The sequence below is a fragment of the Wolbachia endosymbiont (group B) of Eucosma cana genome (assembly GCF_947250645.1).
Taxonomy (GTDB): Bacteria; Pseudomonadota; Alphaproteobacteria; order Rickettsiales; family Anaplasmataceae; genus Wolbachia.
The window spans coordinates 81,863-98,709 of the sequence record NZ_OX366334.1 but is presented as its reverse complement, the minus strand read 5'-3'; the positions used below and the strand labels follow the sequence as shown (position 1 = coordinate 98,709).

Below are 16,847 nucleotides of genomic sequence, written 5' to 3'. Positions count from 1 at the left end.
AACCAAAAACTATTTCCAGGCATAAATTTGCTATGCATACCTAAAAAGTAATGATATTAGCATAATGTTCATATTTGTATGCTAATATTAACATTATTTAAATTGAAGAATATTATGGAACAACAAGCATCAAACAAAGAGAAAGGGATTGAATTTAGATATAATCAATGTAAGGAGAAATGCCATTCCTACAAAACAAAACGTACAGACCAAGAATGCCTAGATAAATGCTATGAGAAGTACGTTTCTAAACTTTATCCACAAATTAGTGAGAAATTATTAGCTAGTGAAAACAATCTCTATGATGAAAGCGAAAAATTATTGCTTATAGCAAATGAAATACACAATCAAGATGCAATGTTTTTTTAATCACAAAAGAAACACTTATTTCAATATTTGAAGAGATGTTAGCTTTTTAGATATACTCTGACTTATTGAATAATTCTTTAAATTGGTAAAATACTGTTTCTTTTCCTCTATTTCTTTTTCACTATTCTTTTCACATATCACTTTTGTTTTTATCTCTTGATTGAGCGAGCCCTTCTTTTTGAAATAATCATCTGTGAATTCTAAAAAGAGTGAAATTAGCTCAGGAAGAGTGTATTTGTGTTCACTTGATGAGCACAATTCTGTAATCGGAGAAAAGTGAATATCATCTGCCTTAATAGGTAGTAACGATAGAAACTTATTCCAGCATTTTCTCATTATTCCAACTTCAGATTCAAGGTTTTTTATTTTAGCTAAATCGGTATGCTCCATGAAAAACTCTTTGTATTGCTCAAAACCTTCAAAAGTTTCTTTTTTTTGATAGTTTTTTTTCCTATGACTTTTTTCTATATCAGAAATTTTAGTACCTATATTTGCCTGCTTATACCAATTCTCATTGTTGTGGAGTCAAATAGGAAACAGAGCAGAGTTGTTTAATTGTAGAAGTAGCAAGAGAGGTAAGAAATTTGCATAAAGTGCTCTCAAGCAAAGCAATAGTACTGTATATTTTATTGCGCAAAATGTTCTGTTTTATATATAACCAAAGCCTCTCAACAGGATTAAGTTCAGGTGAATATGGAGGTAGGTATATAATCTCAATGTTTTTAGGTACCTTTAAATTTTTTGACTTATGCCAACTAGCACAGTCCATAACAAGAACAGCTTCTCTTGTCCCTAGATATTGCAACATTTGCTCAAGAAATATATTCATGCAATCAGTGTTAACATTTGGTGCAAATAAGCTAAAACTCTCTCCATTTTTAGGATTAACTGCACTGTAGAGATAAAAATTATGCCTACCTAACTTTATTTTAACCCGAGTTCTAGTACCTTTTTTAAACCATCCATGCCCAACTTTCGAATGTGTGCCAAACCTTGATTCATCAAAGAAAAATAGCTCTTTTTCAGGATACTTTCCAATAACTTCATTGAGATTTTTTTTTGAATTCCTCTTGTTTACTTTTATCTTGTACGTTGTGTACTGGTCTTGGTGTAATATATGAAAATTTCATCTTTTGCATATGGCGGTGTACTGTAGATTTGCTAATATTTAAGTCGAACTTTTCCTGTATTCTTATTCTCATTTCTTTAATGGTAATATTAGGGTTTTCTTCTATCCATGCTTCAATTTGCTGTAGTTGAGCCTGATTTAATTTAGTTTTTCTTCGGCGTGATCGAGGAGCAAACAGTTTTTCTTCTCTGCCAAATTTCAAGAGTTTTATCCACGAAGTTAGTGCCTTTCTTGAAATGCAATATATTTTTGCTACAGACGTTATACTGTACTTTTTTGCTGCAATTACAGCGTTTAGTTTTTTTGAAACATATGCATTATTCCTTACTTTCTTCAGCATCTCTTTTGCTGATTTTACTACTTCTTCATCCAATAATTTTGATCTGAGTGCCATTTATACCTAAACTATTTCACTTATTTCATTATGGCTTTTCTTCCATTATTGTCTATCTGTTTCCCGTGTAACGGGAATTGGTATAAGCAGCTACAAAGGAGTATTGTTGATGAAGGAGAAAATATTATGAATAATAAAAAGGTTTCAATAGAAGAAACTATAGATAATAATAATTATAGGAGGGTTAAAATGAATAGTAGTGATCAAAATATAAAAACCGTAGGGGAAATGTTGTCTGATGCTATCTTCGCTCTTAATTATGAAGAAGTAATATCTTTAGTGGAACAGGCAAAGCAAGAGGGCAATAGTGTAGACACAAAGCAAATCTTGAATAAAGCCTTAGAAGACGCTAATAAGACGGAAGTTGGTAAGAAAGATAAAGTATCTAAAAGCAAACTCGCAGAAATTAAAATATTTCTTGAAAAAGAGTTAGAAAAAACTACTGCTGTATTACCAGTAAATGATAGTGTAGAAAGTATGGGTGCTACTGTAATTAGCCAAGAAATTCCTGTGGTAGAGCGTGAAGGAAGTGAATCATCACTGAGTTCTGATAATAATGATTTTTCTAAACTTGAAAGTGACGATTCTCCTAGAATTTCTTCAGATTCTCCTTCGTTTGATATTATTTCTGAAACAGAAGTACCTGAAACTGCAGCAGAAATGCCTTCAATGGTCACTGAGGAAAAGTCTGATAATCTAAATGACGAAAAAGATGATCAGCAAAATTTTACAATACCTACAACTGTAGATCAGGGCACATCGCCTATTCCTGGAAGTCAATTTGGTACTGCACACAATGAAGAAGATTTTACTGTTCAATCTCAATCATCATCATTAGGTTTTGCAAATGAAAGTCTTGATACTGTAATATCAATTGGTAATAACAGGGAAGAGCAAATTTCCAATAAACCCGCTGAGCGTGTAGAGCAAATAGCTAACAAAGATACACAACCAGAACTTGTGATACCAATAGCTGATGAGCAAGGCAGCAAAAGTAATCAAAAAACAACTGTTTCGCAAAACACAAAAAAGTATGTCGTAGCTGCTTCTGCGCTTGCAATAACTGGTATTGCCTTAGGAGCAGCTGTTGCAGTTTACTTGGAAATGTTAGCAATAGGAATAGCAGTTGCAGTTTGTTGTCTTATTGCAGCTACAATTACGTACTGCTATAGGCCTAAAAGCTTAGTTGAGGATAATCAGGTCAAAAAGGTTATGCAGACAGAAGAATGTCAGTCTAAGTAATAAATATAGTAGTCTATCATTTAATAATTTATTATAATTATATTGATTGTTAATAGATAAAAACTTGGTAGACTACGAAGAAATATTCTTAAATAAAATCAAAGATATAAAAGAAGAAGGGCGCTATCGTGAATTCACGCATTTTGCGTCATTACCTGGCAAACTTCCCTATATTATGGATTATGAAAGAAATAGAGAGGTTATTGTCTGGTGCAGTAATAATTATCTGGGAATGTCACAAAACGATAGTGTCATTGCTGCTATTCAAAATTCATCTGTTGGTGCTGGAGGAACAAGAAATATATCAGGTACAACAAAGGAAGTTGTTGAGCTCGAGAAGTCTTTGGCTGACTTGCATCAAAAAGAAGCTGCTTTAACTTTTGCTTGTGGCTATCTTGCCAACCAAACTACACTTAGTACTTTATCGTCTGTTATTCCGGGCGTGGTAATTTTTTCAGATGAGAAAAACCATTCTTCAATGATAGAAGGTATAAAATCAGGAAAAAGACCGAAGCACATATTTAGGCATAATGATGTTGATCACTTAGAGCAGTTGCTAAAGTCTATAGATATAAAAACGCCGAAAATAATAGCACTTGAATCTGTATACTCAATGGATGGTGATGTAGCACCGCTTGAAGCGATATGTGATCTAGCAGATCAGTATAATGCAATTACCTATTTGGATGAGGTACACGCAGTTGGCATGTATGGACCGCGCGGTGGCGGAATTGCAGAAAGAGAAGGTTTGATGGATAGAATAACTGTTATTCAGGGTACATTATCAAAGGCTTTTGGAGTGATGGGTGGATATATAGCGTCTTCAAAGAGCTTGGTGGATGTAATAAGAAGTTCAGCCCCAGGATTTATTTTTACTACTGCTATGTCACCCGTTTTAGCAGCAGCAGCAAAGGCAAGCGTTGAGCATTTAAAATCGAGCAATGTTGAAAGAGAGAAGCAAAAGCAGTCTGTTGAAAAGGTAAAAGACTCACTGAGAAACGCAGGAGTGAATTTTATGCAAACAGAAACTCATATAATTCCAATCATAATTGGCGATCCTGAGTTGTCCAAAAAAGCATCAAAATTGTTATTTGATAAGTATGGAATATATGTACAACATATAAATTACCCAACAGTTTCAAAGGGGACTGAGCGCTTCCGTATTACTCCTACGCCTTACCATACAAATGAAATGATAGAGCATTTAACAAAATCTCTTGTAAAAGTTTTTGAGAAATTGTCTGTTTGTATAATGCACCCATTTGTCTAGACCATTTTTTTCAAAGTGATCCGATTTTTAAAATGAATATGTTGATAAATACGTCGACACACATTTAAAGTATTTATCAATATATTCATTTACTGTTTATGATAATAAAGATCAGCAGGAACTTTATAATGTAGAGTCTGATGTCGCCTTCTATAGTTATACCAAGCAACAAAATCATTTATTATAAGATTTAAATCTCTGATACTATTTGGTCTATAATAATATATAGCTTCTTGCTTTAAAGTTCTCCATAAGCGCTCAACAAATATATTGTCGAAGCAACGTCCTTTATGGTCCATACTGATTTTAATATTAGCACGCTCTAATTCCATAATAAAGTTGTAGCTAGTAAACTGCACCCCCTGATCACTATTAAAAATCTCAGGTTTACCTTGTTTTAGAGCTTCTTTGAGAGTATAAAGGCAAAATCCAGCATCGAGATATGGTGATAATGAATGAGCAATAATATAGCGACTATACAAGTCCATTATTGCCACAAAATAGATAAACTTACCTTCTACCATAATATATGTTATATCAGTAGCCCATACCTGATTAACTCTACAAATAATCAAATCTTTGAGTAAATAAGGATATATTTTATGCTTTTTTTCTTTAATACTTGTATTACATCTTTTTCTACAATACAGCCCACTAATCTTCATTTTTTTCATAATTCTTAAGATTTTTTTGTGATTGACTACTACTCCACTCGCTATGATTTCAGCAGTAATTTTACGATATCCATAACGGCAATCAGAAGCCAAATATACTTCTTGAATCAAATTTGCTACTTCACTTTCGTTATTAATTATAGGCCTATAATATAGGCTAGATCTGCAAATCCCCAATAAATCAGCCTGTTTCCTAATTGACAGATCAGAATCTTTTTCTATAAACCTTACTCTATCTTTTTTGCTTATTTCAGTAATTTTTTTTTAAATAGCTATTTTCCACTGTCAATTCTCCTATTACTTTATGTAAACTTTCTATTTCTTGCGCTAAGATTCTTTGTTTTCTCGCACTTTCACTTTCTTCAACAAATAGGTCTTTTAACCTTGCCAATACTCTATCACGCCAATCATATAGATTTGTTGATGGTATTTTATATTCACTACATATCTCAGCTGTGCTTTTTTGATTTTTTATTGCTTCCAAAGCTATCTTTGCTTTTAACTCTGGTTCATATTTTTTTGTTGCCATACTTTTACCCCTTTACCTTCCTACTCGGATCAACCATTTTTTTTTGGTCTAGTTTATGGGGTGCATTATACTGACTATTTGTTCCTATAGTTGTCTTTTCTCGTCTATCTTATTTTGCCACCCTGCTGCAATGAGGGGTAGGTAAGACCATTTATTATTTTCACTACGTGACTTTTGCTCTTTTGAATGAACTTTAGTTTATATCTCCAGCAATGACAAGCGCGTTATCTTCCCTTAATCTCCCACCGCTTTCTTGCAGAAAAAGCCTACCGAGTGAAGTTTTATATTTATTAATTACAGAGTAAATTATTCCATTGTATCTTCCGGCAGCAAGATATGCAAAACCTAGTACCGTTGAGCCAAGGGAGCGTAGATTATTATTGTCAAGTGGTAATTTATTTAACAAATTACCACTTATGTCTATTATTCCCCCTTCACGAGCTTTCATCCGCATTTTTACATGGCGAGATTTGAAATCTTCAAGAAAAGCTCCTTTCTTTTCCTCTGCCCAGAAAGTTTCTCTAAGGGCTGGAGCATCAATCACAGCTGCTACAACTCTGTTTTTATGAATGAGACAAACTGATACTGCAAAATAAACCATACAACTAAAAAGGTTTTCCTTGCCTTCTATAGGCATAATAAACCAAGTATAACCGCCGTCTTTTAGATCTTGGCCCACATCGTCTTCAAAAATAAAGTCATAGTTCTGGTTGTAGTTTTTCAAGCAATCGTATATAAGTTGCTTGGATTTTGAATAAGTTTTATTGATAAAGTCTGCTGACTTAACGCTTGAAATTTGCAATTCATTAAAATCACGTATAAGCTGCTTGGAGGCACTGCGTACAGAATCAAGCATCACATTGATTCGTGGTGATGAAATGGCCATTTACTCTTTTACTCTTTCGTAATAGCTGTTATCAGGAGTATGTAATACAATTTTATCCCCTTCTTTTATAAATTGAGGCACGTTAACACGTATTCCGTTTTCCAAAATTGCAGGCTTATAAGAAGCAGTAACAGTCTGACCTTTGATAACAGACTCTGTCTCTTTTACAGTTAGTGTAACGTGATCAGGCACATGTGCAGAAATTATTTTATCTTGATAAGTTACTACTTTAATTTTCATATTATCTTGCAAATAAGCCTTCTTTTCCCCTAATAAGTCTAAATTTATAACAATCTGCTCGTAACTACTTGGATGCATAAGATTTACGATATTCCCTTCAGTAAAGAGATAAACATATTCCTCTTCATCTAAAATTGCCCTTCTGATTGTTGCATCAGAGCGAAACCTCTCATAGTACTTTGCTCCTGTTTGGATATTTTTCATTTCAGCTTGTATATATGCACCACCTTTACCAGGTTGAGTATGCATAATACTTACAACCAAAAACAATCCACCGTTATGTTCTAGTACCTGACCTGGCCTGATATCATTAGCCCTTTCTGCCATAATTACACTTTTAATTTGGTCTGATTATTATAAATAACTTTATACAAATATCAAAATTTTTATTGGCCAATGAATTCTGGCATGTTGATTACTATATACCTTTCCTTCATGTTGATGTATGGAAATACTTCTTTAGTAAAAGATAACATAATGTTTTTTTTTGTGCTGATAACCAAAATTTCTAATATATCCCCTGAGCCGAAATTATTCACAGACTTCACATAGCCATATAATTCATTACTCTCTAGTCTTACTTCCATATTCACAAGATCATCTTGGTAAAATTCATCCTCATCATTTAACTGTGGTAGCTTATCTCTTTCTATATATAACTTTTTATTTCTTAAAAGCTCTGCTTCATTACGGGAATTCACACCGCTAATTGTTGCTATTACTAAATTATTACTGACAACAGACACCAAGCTTATTTTATAATTTTCACTTCCGATTATTAGTTCACCATATAGGAAAATATTTTCGGGCTTTTCAGTAAAGGTTTTTATTTTGACAGCTCCTTTGATTCCATGAGGAGAAGTAATTATTCCGAGGCATATATTCATATTAATATGATAGTTGAAATCAGCTTTTTGTCCATAGAATTGACAATTTACTGAATTAACATACAATTAATATTGTAATAATTATAGCGGGTAATGTGTGAGTTCTATCAGTAATCAAGAAAAGCAAAGTATTATAAGTAGCTTAGAAAAAATCAACTGCAAGCTAAAAGGTGAATCTATAAAACTATAATGCACCCCATAAACTAGACCAAAAAAAAATGGTTGATCCGAGTAGGAAGGTAAAGGGGTAAAAGTATGGCAACAAAAAAATATGAACCAGAGTTAAAAGCAAAGATAGCTTTGGAAGCAATAAAAAATCAAAAAAGCACAGCTGAGATATGTAGTGAATATAAAATACCATCAACAAATCTATATGATTGGCGTGATAGAGTATTGGCAAGGTTAAAAGACCTATTTGTTGAAGAAAGTGAAAGTGCGAGAAAACAAAGAATCTTAGCGCAAGAAATAGAAAGTTTACATAAAGTAATAGGAGAATTGACAGTGGAAAATAGCTATTTGAAAAAAAAATTACTGAAATAAGCAAAAAAGATAGAGTAAGGTTTATAGAAAAAGATTCTGATCTGTCAATTAGGAAACAGGCTGATTTATTGGGGATTTGCAGATCTAGCCTATATTATAGGCCTATAATTAATAACGAAAGTGAAGTAGCAAATTTGATTCAAGAAGTATATTTGGCTTCTGATTGCCGTTATGGATATCGTAAAATTACTGCTGAAATCATAGCGAGTGGAGTAGTAGTCAATCACAAAAAAATCTTAAGAATTATGAAAAAAATGAAGATTAGTGGGCTGTATTGTAGAAAAAGATGTAATACAAGTATTAAAGAAAAAAAGCATAAAATATATCCTTATTTACTCAAAGATTTGATTATTTGTAGAGTTAATCAGGTATGGGCTACTGATATAACATATATTATGGTAGAAGGTAAGTTTATCTATTTTGTGGCAATAATGGACTTGTATAGTCGCTATATTATTGCTCATTCATTATCACCATATCTCGATGCTGGATTTTGCCTTTATACTCTCAAAGAAGCTCTAAAACAAGGTAAACCTGAGATTTTTAATAGTGATCAGGGGGTGCAGTTTACTAGCTACAACTTTATTATGGAATTAGAGCGTGCTAATATTAAAATCAGTATGGACCATAAAGGACGTTGCTTCGACAATATATTTGTTGAGCGCTTATGGAGAACTTTAAAGCAAGAAGCTATATATTATTATAGACCAAATAGTATCAGAGATTTAAATCTTATAATAAATGATTTTGTTGCTTGGTATAACTATAGAAGGCGACATCAGACTCTACATTATAAAGTTCCTGCTGATCTTTATTATCATAAACAGTAAATGAATATATTGATAAATACTTTAAATGTGTGTCGACGTATTTATCAACATATTCATTTTAAAAATCGGATCACTTTGAAAAAAATGGTCTAGACAAATGGGTGCATTATAACTTGATGATACAAAGGAATCTATAATAGTAGCACGTCGTAAATCTGTTGTTAAAGGGATATTGGAACATCTCAAAAACCCTTCCATTGCTAACTGTAATGTTATGATCGATGCAGAAACTGGATTTGGTAAGACTTACGACATTGGAATACTGAGTCATGTACTAGCCCAAGCAGGATTTCATCATCTTGTTGCAGTACCAAGCAGTGATCTAGTAAACCAAGCTAAAAAAATGATGAGTAGTGCATTTACTGTAAACATTAGGACACCTAAAACTGCTGAGGAAATTAAAAATGCACTGAAGGCAACTAAACCTACAACAATTATAGTGACACATGACCTGTTATTACAGCAAGAAAATGATCGTAAATTTAAAGACCAAAATACCAAGTTGTGGATTAGTGTTGATGAAGCAGACAGTATTAACAAGCAGCAGGATTTTGAGAATATGTGCAAGCTTGATGAGAAATATCCTACGACTTACCTAACTGCAACACCAAAGAGAAGGATTTTAAATAGATGCGGAAAAGTTATCAGCCCGACAAGATTGAGTAGACGTTGTATTGCAAACGCCATCGAAACAGCAAGTGTTATTGCAAAAACCAATAGGAGAACAAATTTCACTCTAGCATTTGTAGTGAATATTGCTGTTACTATAATACCTATGATTACATTATTTCCTGTTATAAATAGTAATGTTGCTGCTGTAATTGGTCTAACTTCAGATTATTGGCTGTATTCTGCTTTGATTGGAAACTTATATTATACAATTTCTATGTTTATATTTGGTATAGTAATGTTGCCAATTTGGTGGGTACTAACTAAAGCAACTGGTGTAGAGTCAAAAGAACTGCTTTCTAGATTTCTTGCTAACGTGCGTAGCTTATTTACTAGAGAAAAATCGAGCCCAGCTCATGAATATGTTGAAGAGAGCGAAGAAGTTTTTAATTACAATAAGCTTGTTGATACCGATGATTTATTAACTTCTATAAGATGGAATGTGCAAAGCCCAATTGGAGAAAGTGCTCTGCTTTTAGCTGATGATGTAAATAGTATAGTTAATCTTAACTTTGCGTTGCAGGGTAGAGATAATTTAGTATATGAAGGTAGTACACGTTATGAAGTGTATAATAAATTTCAGCCTGAAGGGATATCTTATCAAGACTATAGGCTCAAGTTACGCGAAGCGAACTTTATAAGCTGCGTTAAAAAGCAACATCCTAGTCTGACAGAAGAGCAGATATCTGAATTAAAAGAAAAGGTGGATTTCAGTAGTACTGCTGAATATCTAAAATATAGAGTAATGCATTCAATGATCGATCTTACTCTCTCATATTTAATGAAGTGTGATAATATTACTTTAGATAAAAAAAGAAGAGAAGGTTTGAGTGAATTGATAGAAGATGTTAAAAAGAATGTTAGCACCACTAATGATAACAATATTATAAGCTACCTAGAGAGAAAAGGCTTTAGTGAGCAATTTGCTAGAGATGAGCTCTTACTGCAAATAAAGACAGTAATTGAAGCACTGAGTAAAAGTGATAATGAGCAATGCAGCTTAATAGTTGATAATTGGCGCTTAAGCAAAGAGCTCCATGACCTCATGGAAAGAGAGGAAGGTATACTACATAGTCTCATTGATTTCTGCAAACAAAATAAATGTATCTTTGCAGGAATTGGGAAAAATGATCTTGGTATTGGAGAAAACAGACTCTTTTCAGCGATAATACGTAATCAGATAGGTGGATATCGAACTCTTTATTGTGATTATGAAAAAAGAGATTTTGATTCATTGGCTAAATATGCGTTGACAACGGTTATAGATGGATCGAAAGGTCGTGGATTTGATAGTGAATATAATCATGTTGCATCAATATTTGCAGATTCGGTTAGTCAGTTCAATAATCCATCTGAAGCCCTACAGAATCTTGGAAGAAATAGAGAGCGTAATGAGAGCAGACAATCATGGTTTTTCGCTGCTGCAGGTGAAGAAGTTGAGCTATTTGTGAATAAGATCTTAGCAAATTTTAAAAACGAACCACAGAAATTTTGTCAGAAAGTTTTGTTTCCAGCTACTAATAAATACAATAAGTTGCTAAAAAATAGAATGGGAGAAGAACTTGGAAGAAAAATAGAAATCTATATTAGTAAAAATATTGATGCATTAGGAAATATTGATGATTCAGCTCTGAAGAAGTTTTCTAGTGATTTGATAAAAGAAACGTATGAAAAAGTTCATGATATAAATGATTTTGATGTCAAAAAGACAGAACAAGATTTACATAAGATTTTAAAAAGTACAGAGGCATACCTTCGTTCATATGAGAACAGAATTAAAAACAACGGTAAATTATCTTGCACACGCTCAGCTTTATTTTCTGTGGGGAGTGCTATAACAAAGGTAATGTATTATCTTTGGGCAGGTTTGACTATTTAGTCTTTTTGGCTAAAGCGTACAATATAGATAAATCTGGAGATACCAGTGCAAGAGCGTATGTACACATAATCAGAAACTGTCACTGTGAAAGTAGTGTGAAGGCGCAAAATGTATTGGTTCATGCATTAGAAATTGCCAAAGAACATGACAGCAGTTTCAAAAGAAATAGTTTGTACGAAGGCAATGAGGATAGATGTAAAGAAAAAATCATCTCATATTTTCAATCCAAGCAATATATACGTGCATTAGATAGAACAATTGCTCAAATTGAAAATAAACACTTGGTAACAATTTTGAAAGCTGTAGGCTACAAAGATGATGCTAATAAAATGGCACAAGAAATCAAAGATTTTTTATGTGATTTAAAGAATTTAAATTGTGTAGACTTGAGAGAAAAATATTATCAAGGCAACTTATATCAAGAAAGCAAATTATACAAAATCAATAATCAAGTTAGTACGATAATTGATGAAATTGTAAGGTGTCATAAGTGGCATCATGGAATAGAGGACTTAGAGCTAAAATTAAAAATCAACCATAATATTTTTGAAGTCAGAGTTAACAATGATTTTTCTAAGTTACGTGAGAAAAACTTTAACAAACGCTCTAAAGAAAGGACATATCTAGGTAGAGCTATGTTACTTATTGGGTTTATAATTTCAATGGAGCTTATAGGTAGAATATCATCAGGTCAGACCATGCCATTGCCTTTACTTTGCGGTTTTATAGTATTTGGACCATTGGCACTCTTGTGTGGTGCATTGTTATATGAAATAACAACCTATTTAGTGAGAGGAGCATTTTTTACTTTTGGAGTGCCAATTCTTTTAGGAGAACTGTCTAAATGTGTTTTGAGAAACGGCTTAATGAAAAGTTTGTTAGATATGACATTATCGCTTGGTAACTCGGCTTTTTTCAATATTCCGAAAGACATCGTGCAATCGTTTATATTTGAGGATATAACAAAATTTGACTCACTAAGTGATATAAATGAGCTTACACTGATAAGAGAACAGGAAAAGGCAAAGTGTACAAATGAAGTAGCTGATAAAGTTGTAGCTACTGCTTTATCTGCAATTTTGATACAGCCAACAACTAGTGAGCAGGAAGGTTTAGTTTTTAACTAGAACTTTTCAGATAAATACTGAGTGAGGATTTCAATGCCTTCATCAATCTCTTTTTCAGTGATAATGAGTGGAGGCAAGATTCTTACAACGTTATCTGATGTTACTCCAACAGTGAGTAAACCACGGTGACTTAGCTCTTCTGCAAATTTTTGGTTATTCATTTTTACTTTTATTCCTAGCATCAACCCTTTTCCTCTCACTTCTTCTATCATTGGAAACTTGCTTGCTAAGTCCTCTAGTTTGTTTTTTAAAGACTTACCTCTAACTTCAACATTTTCTAAGAAGCCAGGGCTGAGCAATTCATCCAATACAGCATTACCTACTGAAGTTGCAAGTGGATTACCACCAAAAGTAGAACCATGCATACCGACCGCCATATACTTAGCAACCTTTTCAGTTGCAAGACAAGCCCCTAGAGGGAAACCTCCTCCTATTCCTTTTGCAAGAGCACATATGTCAGGCTTAATTCCTATGTGTTCATATGCAAATAACTTTCCTGTCCTGCCAGCACCGCACTGAACGCAATCAAAAAATAGCAGTATGTCGTTTTCGTTACATAGTTCTCTTAGCTCTTTCATGAAGACTTCACTCATTACTTTAATACCACCTTGTCCCTGTATTGGTTCTATTAATATAACACCTATGCCATTAGAAATTGCTTTCTTTACACTCTCAATATTGGGCTCTATGTTATCACACCAGTCAATATAAGGATTCAGTAATTCAGAAAATTTCTGTCTATCGTTTGTTGCACAAGTTAAAAATGTCCTTCCATGAAATGCACCATGAAATGTTAGAATTCTATAGCGATTTTTATTACCTTTTCCATTTTGATAGGCCCTAGCGATTTTAAGTCCACATTCCACTGCTTCTGATCCAGAATTTGCAAAAAATACAGTATTAGCAAAGCTGTTGTTTATTAAATTTTCTGCAAATTTGTTGGTAGTAGATATATTATAGGTATTTGATATATGCCATAGTTTTTCTCCTTGTAATTTTAGGACATCAGTTAATCGTGGGTTGGCATGACCTAAACTGCTAACAGCTATTCCAGAGTGAAAATCTATATAGCGCTTATTATCGATATCATACAAGTAAATACCTTTGCCATAAGAAAAATTTATGTTAACAGGAGAATAAACTGGCAAGATAGGAGAAATTGTCATAAAAGTATGATATGCTAATTTTTTATTAATACCATAAAAGACGTTATTTCACAATGAGAAGAATATGTATAAATTAAGTAAATTAATTTTTACTACACTAAAAACAAATAGATATACAAAAATTATCTCGCTATTCTTATTAATTTTTGTGGTTTTATTGGGCACAATATACCGCAGTTATTCATTAAAGAATAATTTTCTTTCTTTTTACCGTAATTCAAATGCAAACTTAAAAGATCTATTGGAAAATAGTATAATAAAAAAATATCATTATTTACTAATAGAAAAACATCATATTAAATATAACAGTTTTGATTACATAAACCAGTTGGTAAAATTGCGTGCTGAATTGTTACAATCAGTAAGCAAAGTAAGAAATTTTAGCTTAATACTGTATGATCAAAATGCCAGAGTAATTTTCAGTAATTTTAATACTCAAGGTCATGACTATGAGCAGTTGCTTACAAATGATGAAATTGATAAATTGCTAAGCAATCAAGAAATATTTTACGCTACAGGAAATACATTAACTTCTACTTTCCCTATATTTCATGAAGATGACATTAAGCCTTCATTTTTTTTGAAGATCATTCAAAGCTATAATGGCTCTTATATTATGGTATATAGTCTATTTTCAATATTAATGGGCTTATTACTGGTTATCTTAATACTAATAATGCTTTATTTGCACTTTTCCAATACCCAAATGCTAGCCAAGCAGCATAAAACTAATATTGAATTACAAAGGGTTAAAGAGGCATTAGAGCAAGAAAATGCAAATAAGATAAAATTTTTTGCAAGTGTTACACATGAGTTGCGTACACCTCTTAATGCTATTATTGGATTTGCAAAGTTGATCAAAAATGAAACTTTAGGTTCGGTAGATCACTCTAAATACAAGGAATACGTAGACGATATATATAATGCTGGTACACATTTACTTGCTTTGATTAATGATGTGCTCGATTTTTCTAAAGCTGAATCAAGTAGTTTAACAGTAGAGAAAGTGAAGTTTAATCTGAATAAGATAATAGATTCGTGCTTAAAAATGTTATCACCTAAACTAAAAGAAACAGGGATTAGTTTAAAGAAAGAGATATCTGATAAACAATTATTAGTTATCGCCGATCCCAAAAGAATGAAGCAAGTTATAATAAATTTGTTATCAAATGCAATCAAGTTCACTCCTCAAGGTGGTGTAATAAGAATGATTATTAAAGAGAATATAGAAAAAAATTTATTAACTATTGAGTTTCATGATAATGGAATAGGGATAATGCAGCAGGACATATATAAAGTTATGTCCGTTTTTGGTCAAGCAGATTCAGGATATAGAAATGAAGGTACAGGTATCGGATTACCGCTAAGCAAGAAATTAGTAGAGTTAATGGGTGGGACTTTCAGCATTAAAAGTGAAGCAAAGCTTGGTACTACGATAACATTGAACTTCTTTTATGAAGAACAAACATGTGAAGATCTGATTGATTTTTAGTAGAATATATTTGATATTGCACTTTTATATCTAGTACATTCCTAAGTCATACTGACATGATACCTCTTGACTGCTAACAAGTAGCGGGATGTCAGTGAACTTAAACTACTTTAGCTATACTTCCTAAAAATACTTTATAACTCTTGAGTATAAAGAAAATTCCTTTAATAATGGAGCATGCTAACCAGGAACTTAATAAAACAAGCAACTCAAGTAGGAAGTGGTGAAAACGTAATACAATATGTCGAATATCTCTATCAATTTGAGAAATTTAGAAATACATTGAACCTCACTTTGTCACTAATAAAGCAAAATAGACTCTCATTTGAAATATATCAAGAAGGATTAATGGATATGGAAGAGGGAGTGTGTAAGACAATTCGATCTTCTGGTTTAAATAAGTATGTTATTGTGCTAAGAAGGTCAAATCCTTACATCATAGTACATGAACTTTCACATATGGTTGAAAATGAACTGAACTTAAGCTTAGAGCAAGAATTTCTCTATAAAGTTTATCAGGATATTGAGCAGAACTTGAAGCAGTCAAATATTCTGGTACAAAAAATTATTGGTCAAATTATATTTAAAGAGATACAAGCTTATCGAACTGCAAAATCACGCGCATCCGAATTATTTGCACGCTATTTTGAGCTATTCGCTTGGGCTCAGGAGGTTTATCCTAAAGACAAGGAATATCTAATTCGCACTCAAGATTTAAACAAAGTATTTCTTGCTACTAACCAATGGAGAAAGAGCTATCTAGATCCACAAATAATGGAGAGAATAGATAAAGAAGTAAAGGAGTATAGCAACAAAACGGCCTTTAAAGATATAAACAAAGTACAAAGCAGCTGGACTAATAAATTTTCTCCTGGGAGCAAAAGAATTGGTTCTATATTTGGAGACAGTGATTAGATTATAGCTAGATGTTCTTCTGCATTTACCATTATAGGTGAATCCACTAATGAGCAGTGGAATTGTGATTTTCATTGATAAGGTAATTCTAGCATTTTACAATGCGAGTGATGAGATATAATAAAGAGATGCATGCAAATATAGACTTGCCACCTGAGGTAAGCACTAGAGATCTTATAGTAAATATGCTAAAAGGTTCAGTAGGTTGTGTTCTAGGGCGATATAAACAACCAGTAATATCTCCTAATGGGCTGAAAGGAATAGAAGAGGTAAAATTGTCTGATGATTTTATTGATGTGCTGATGGGAAGGGAAGTACAAAATCTTACAATTCTGTCATAGCAAAGTGTATCAGGGTAATAATGCGTGCAAATGGGGAAGGAATATCAGAAGAGAAAGAAATAAAATCCCAGGGATTGGTTACAACACTAAAGGAAGAAATTAGGATATCTGCCCGAGAGAGCATTATAGAATGGGCTGCTAACGGAAGGATTTAAGCAGACCACTACCTAATTTAGAATATGTTACTGTAGCTACAAGTCAGTAAAGCAGGCAATAATAGTAAAGTTAAAAAATTTACTTGCATTAATAATTTATTAATTGTATACTC

Annotated in this window: 16 protein-coding genes and 1 pseudogene; 10 read left to right on the top strand and 7 right to left on the bottom strand. The window is 32.7% G+C overall.

Annotation, left to right across the window (positions count from 1 at the left end; genetic code table 11):
- Positions 1-114 precede the first annotated feature (114 nt).
- Entirely contained in the window at positions 115-369 is a 255-nt protein-coding gene (locus OOK99_RS00505; RefSeq protein WP_264336264.1) for a hypothetical protein, read from the top strand.
- A 15-nt stretch (positions 370-384) separates the two neighbouring features.
- Here OOK99_RS00505 and OOK99_RS00500 read toward each other — a convergent pair.
- Positions 385-873 (bottom strand): annotated as a pseudogene (locus tag OOK99_RS00500) (alpha/beta hydrolase); the annotation flags it as partial.
- Positions 874-880: 7 nt separating this feature from the next.
- Positions 881-1,892 (bottom strand): IS630 family transposase gene (locus OOK99_RS00495; protein ID WP_264719384.1). Its coding sequence is split into 2 segments (ribosomal slippage): positions 881-1,429 and positions 1,431-1,892, totalling 1,011 coding nucleotides; the frame shifts between segments, so codons are not numbered across the junction.
- Between the two features lie 30 nt (positions 1,893-1,922).
- On the opposite strand from OOK99_RS00495, the gene OOK99_RS00490 reads away from it, so the two are divergent.
- Positions 1,923-3,134, top strand: a complete 1,212-nt coding sequence (locus OOK99_RS00490; RefSeq protein WP_264719855.1) for a TomO hydrophobic C-terminal domain-containing protein — start codon at positions 1,923-1,925, stop codon at positions 3,132-3,134.
- Positions 3,135-3,198: 64 nt separating this feature from the next.
- Positions 3,199-4,404, top strand: coding sequence for a 5-aminolevulinate synthase (gene hemA, locus OOK99_RS00485; RefSeq protein WP_264720202.1), 1,206 nt, complete (start codon positions 3,199-3,201; stop codon positions 4,402-4,404).
- 89 nt (positions 4,405-4,493) lie between these two features.
- On the opposite strand, the gene OOK99_RS00480 is transcribed toward hemA, so the two are convergent.
- The 4 genes from OOK99_RS00480 to rimM form a co-directional block, all read right to left on the bottom strand.
- Positions 4,494-5,607 (bottom strand): IS3-like element ISWpi17 family transposase gene (locus OOK99_RS00480; RefSeq protein ID WP_264719779.1). Its coding sequence is split into 2 segments (ribosomal slippage): positions 4,494-5,343 and positions 5,342-5,607, totalling 1,116 coding nucleotides; the frame shifts between segments, so codons are not numbered across the junction.
- A gap of 193 nt (positions 5,608-5,800) precedes the next feature.
- On the bottom strand, positions 5,801-6,493 hold the full coding sequence (locus OOK99_RS00475) for an inositol monophosphatase family protein (protein WP_264719854.1): 693 nt from the start codon (positions 6,491-6,493) through the stop codon (positions 5,801-5,803).
- Positions 6,494-7,060 carry an elongation factor P gene (gene efp / locus OOK99_RS00470; protein WP_017532253.1) on the bottom strand — a complete coding sequence of 189 codons (567 nt, stop codon included), beginning with the start codon at positions 7,058-7,060 and terminating at the stop codon, positions 6,494-6,496.
- A 59-nt stretch (positions 7,061-7,119) separates the two neighbouring features.
- A complete protein-coding gene (gene rimM / locus OOK99_RS00465) occupies positions 7,120-7,620 on the bottom strand; it encodes a ribosome maturation factor RimM (RefSeq protein ID WP_006014540.1) in 501 nt (166 codons plus the stop codon).
- 255 nt (positions 7,621-7,875) lie between these two features.
- Between rimM and OOK99_RS00460 the strand changes: the two genes are divergently transcribed.
- The 3 genes from OOK99_RS00460 to OOK99_RS00450 all read left to right on the top strand — a co-directional run bounded on the left by OOK99_RS00460 (position 7,876) and on the right by OOK99_RS00450 (position 12,665).
- A protein-coding gene (locus tag OOK99_RS00460) for an IS3-like element ISWpi17 family transposase (protein ID WP_214303219.1) occupies positions 7,876-8,990 on the top strand; the annotation gives its coding sequence in 2 pieces (ribosomal slippage) (positions 7,876-8,149 and positions 8,149-8,990; 1,116 coding nt in all).
- 172 nt (positions 8,991-9,162) lie between these two features.
- On the top strand, positions 9,163-11,538 hold the full coding sequence (locus OOK99_RS00455; protein ID WP_264719853.1) for a DEAD/DEAH box helicase: 2,376 nt from the start codon (positions 9,163-9,165) through the stop codon (positions 11,536-11,538).
- A gap of 95 nt (positions 11,539-11,633) precedes the next feature.
- Positions 11,634-12,665 (top strand): ECF transporter S component family protein, encoded by a 1,032-nt coding sequence (locus tag OOK99_RS00450; RefSeq protein WP_264719852.1) that lies wholly within the window; start codon positions 11,634-11,636, stop codon positions 12,663-12,665.
- Here OOK99_RS00450 and OOK99_RS00445 read toward each other — a convergent pair.
- A complete protein-coding gene (locus OOK99_RS00445; RefSeq protein ID WP_264719851.1) occupies positions 12,662-13,831 on the bottom strand; it encodes an aspartate aminotransferase family protein in 1,170 nt (389 codons plus the stop codon). The genes OOK99_RS00450 and OOK99_RS00445 overlap by 4 nt on opposite strands.
- Positions 13,832-13,895: 64 nt before the next feature.
- On the opposite strand from OOK99_RS00445, the gene OOK99_RS00440 reads away from it, so the two are divergent.
- The 4 genes from OOK99_RS00440 to OOK99_RS00425 all read left to right on the top strand — a co-directional run bounded on the left by OOK99_RS00440 (position 13,896) and on the right by OOK99_RS00425 (position 16,734).
- Positions 13,896-15,323 (top strand): sensor histidine kinase, encoded by a 1,428-nt coding sequence (locus OOK99_RS00440; RefSeq protein WP_264719850.1) that lies wholly within the window; start codon positions 13,896-13,898, stop codon positions 15,321-15,323.
- Between the two features lie 177 nt (positions 15,324-15,500).
- On the top strand, positions 15,501-16,238 hold the full coding sequence (locus OOK99_RS00435; RefSeq protein ID WP_264719849.1) for a WD_0702 family putative metalloprotease: 738 nt from the start codon (positions 15,501-15,503) through the stop codon (positions 16,236-16,238).
- 110 nt (positions 16,239-16,348) lie between these two features.
- Positions 16,349-16,579 carry a hypothetical protein gene (locus OOK99_RS00430; RefSeq protein WP_264719848.1) on the top strand — a complete coding sequence of 77 codons (231 nt, stop codon included), beginning with the start codon at positions 16,349-16,351 and terminating at the stop codon, positions 16,577-16,579.
- Positions 16,580-16,599: 20 nt separating this feature from the next.
- Positions 16,600-16,734, top strand: a complete 135-nt coding sequence (locus tag OOK99_RS00425) for a hypothetical protein (protein WP_264719847.1) — start codon at positions 16,600-16,602, stop codon at positions 16,732-16,734.
- Positions 16,735-16,847 lie beyond the last annotated feature (113 nt).

What these genes read in the sequence shown, in the direction of transcription:
- OOK99_RS00505 (WP_264336264.1), top strand. Translation starts at nt 115, where the DNA reads ATGGAACAACAAGCATCAAACAAAGAGAAAGGGATTGAATTTAGATAT.
- OOK99_RS00490 (WP_264719855.1), top strand. Translation starts at nt 1,923, where the DNA reads ATGGCTTTTCTTCCATTATTGTCTATCTGTTTCCCGTGTAACGGGAAT.
- OOK99_RS00475 (WP_264719854.1), bottom strand. Translation starts at nt 6,493, where the DNA reads ATGGCCATTTCATCACCACGAATCAATGTGATGCTTGATTCTGTACGC.
- efp (WP_017532253.1), bottom strand. Translation starts at nt 7,060, where the DNA reads ATGGCAGAAAGGGCTAATGATATCAGGCCAGGTCAGGTACTAGAACAT.
- rimM (WP_006014540.1), bottom strand. Translation starts at nt 7,620, where the DNA reads ATGAATATATGCCTCGGAATAATTACTTCTCCTCATGGAATCAAAGGA.
- OOK99_RS00445 (WP_264719851.1), bottom strand. Translation starts at nt 13,831, where the DNA reads ATGACAATTTCTCCTATCTTGCCAGTTTATTCTCCTGTTAACATAAAT.
- OOK99_RS00440 (WP_264719850.1), top strand. Translation starts at nt 13,896, where the DNA reads ATGTATAAATTAAGTAAATTAATTTTTACTACACTAAAAACAAATAGA.
- OOK99_RS00435 (WP_264719849.1), top strand. Translation starts at nt 15,501, where the DNA reads ATGCTAACCAGGAACTTAATAAAACAAGCAACTCAAGTAGGAAGTGGT.
- OOK99_RS00430 (WP_264719848.1), top strand. Translation starts at nt 16,349, where the DNA reads ATGAGATATAATAAAGAGATGCATGCAAATATAGACTTGCCACCTGAG.
- OOK99_RS00425 (WP_264719847.1), top strand. Translation starts at nt 16,600, where the DNA reads ATGCGTGCAAATGGGGAAGGAATATCAGAAGAGAAAGAAATAAAATCC.